This window comes from Neisseria sp. P0021.S007 (assembly GCF_051956855.1).
Genome location: NZ_JBQCXA010001060.1, coordinates 1 through 539 on the forward strand (window position 1 = coordinate 1; position 539 = coordinate 539).

Sequence of the window (539 nt, forward strand, 5' to 3'; positions counted from 1 at the left end):
TTTCTTTAAATAGTTAGAAATATTCCCATTTTAAACCTGAAACGTCGAACTTGAACTGGCGCGCCCCTGCTTGGAAAAATTCAACCTCAATTATAGCCTTTTTCGACTTTTTCAAGTTTTTTGTAAAATTAGTTACGGATTTACTGCCATTGATAAAGATAATGTCATGATTTCCCGAATCGGATCCAACCATATTAAAAGTCTGAATATCCCCATCATCAAACTTAACTTTCATTTTACAACCAAGTCCGCATGTAAACTGCCCTTTTGAAATTCCAATAATTACATCATTTCCATATTCCGGATTTTTCCGAATTGTGATTTCTAACTTTGAACCACCGTTATATGGGAAATCAAATTCTGTAGTGTTTTCTGATTGAATGCTAGCCCAATGAGAAGTTTGATTTCTCATTTCATCTTTATTTTCTCCATAATTCCAATTTGATTGTTCTTTCTCAACTTTAGCATCTGTAGTATTTTCCCCATTGGAAACTGATTCCTTCTGCACGGCAGTATTACCTTGCTGACTACCCTTTCCT

The 539-nt window shown here is 34.7% G+C and carries 1 protein-coding gene; it reads right to left on the minus strand.

Translation table 11 applies throughout. The annotated features are described in order from the left end of the window. Positions 1–13 precede the first annotated feature (13 nt). Positions 14–539 (minus strand): hypothetical protein (locus tag ACTHUR_RS17520; RefSeq protein ID WP_440399993.1); only part of this gene is annotated, 526 nt, incomplete at its 5' end.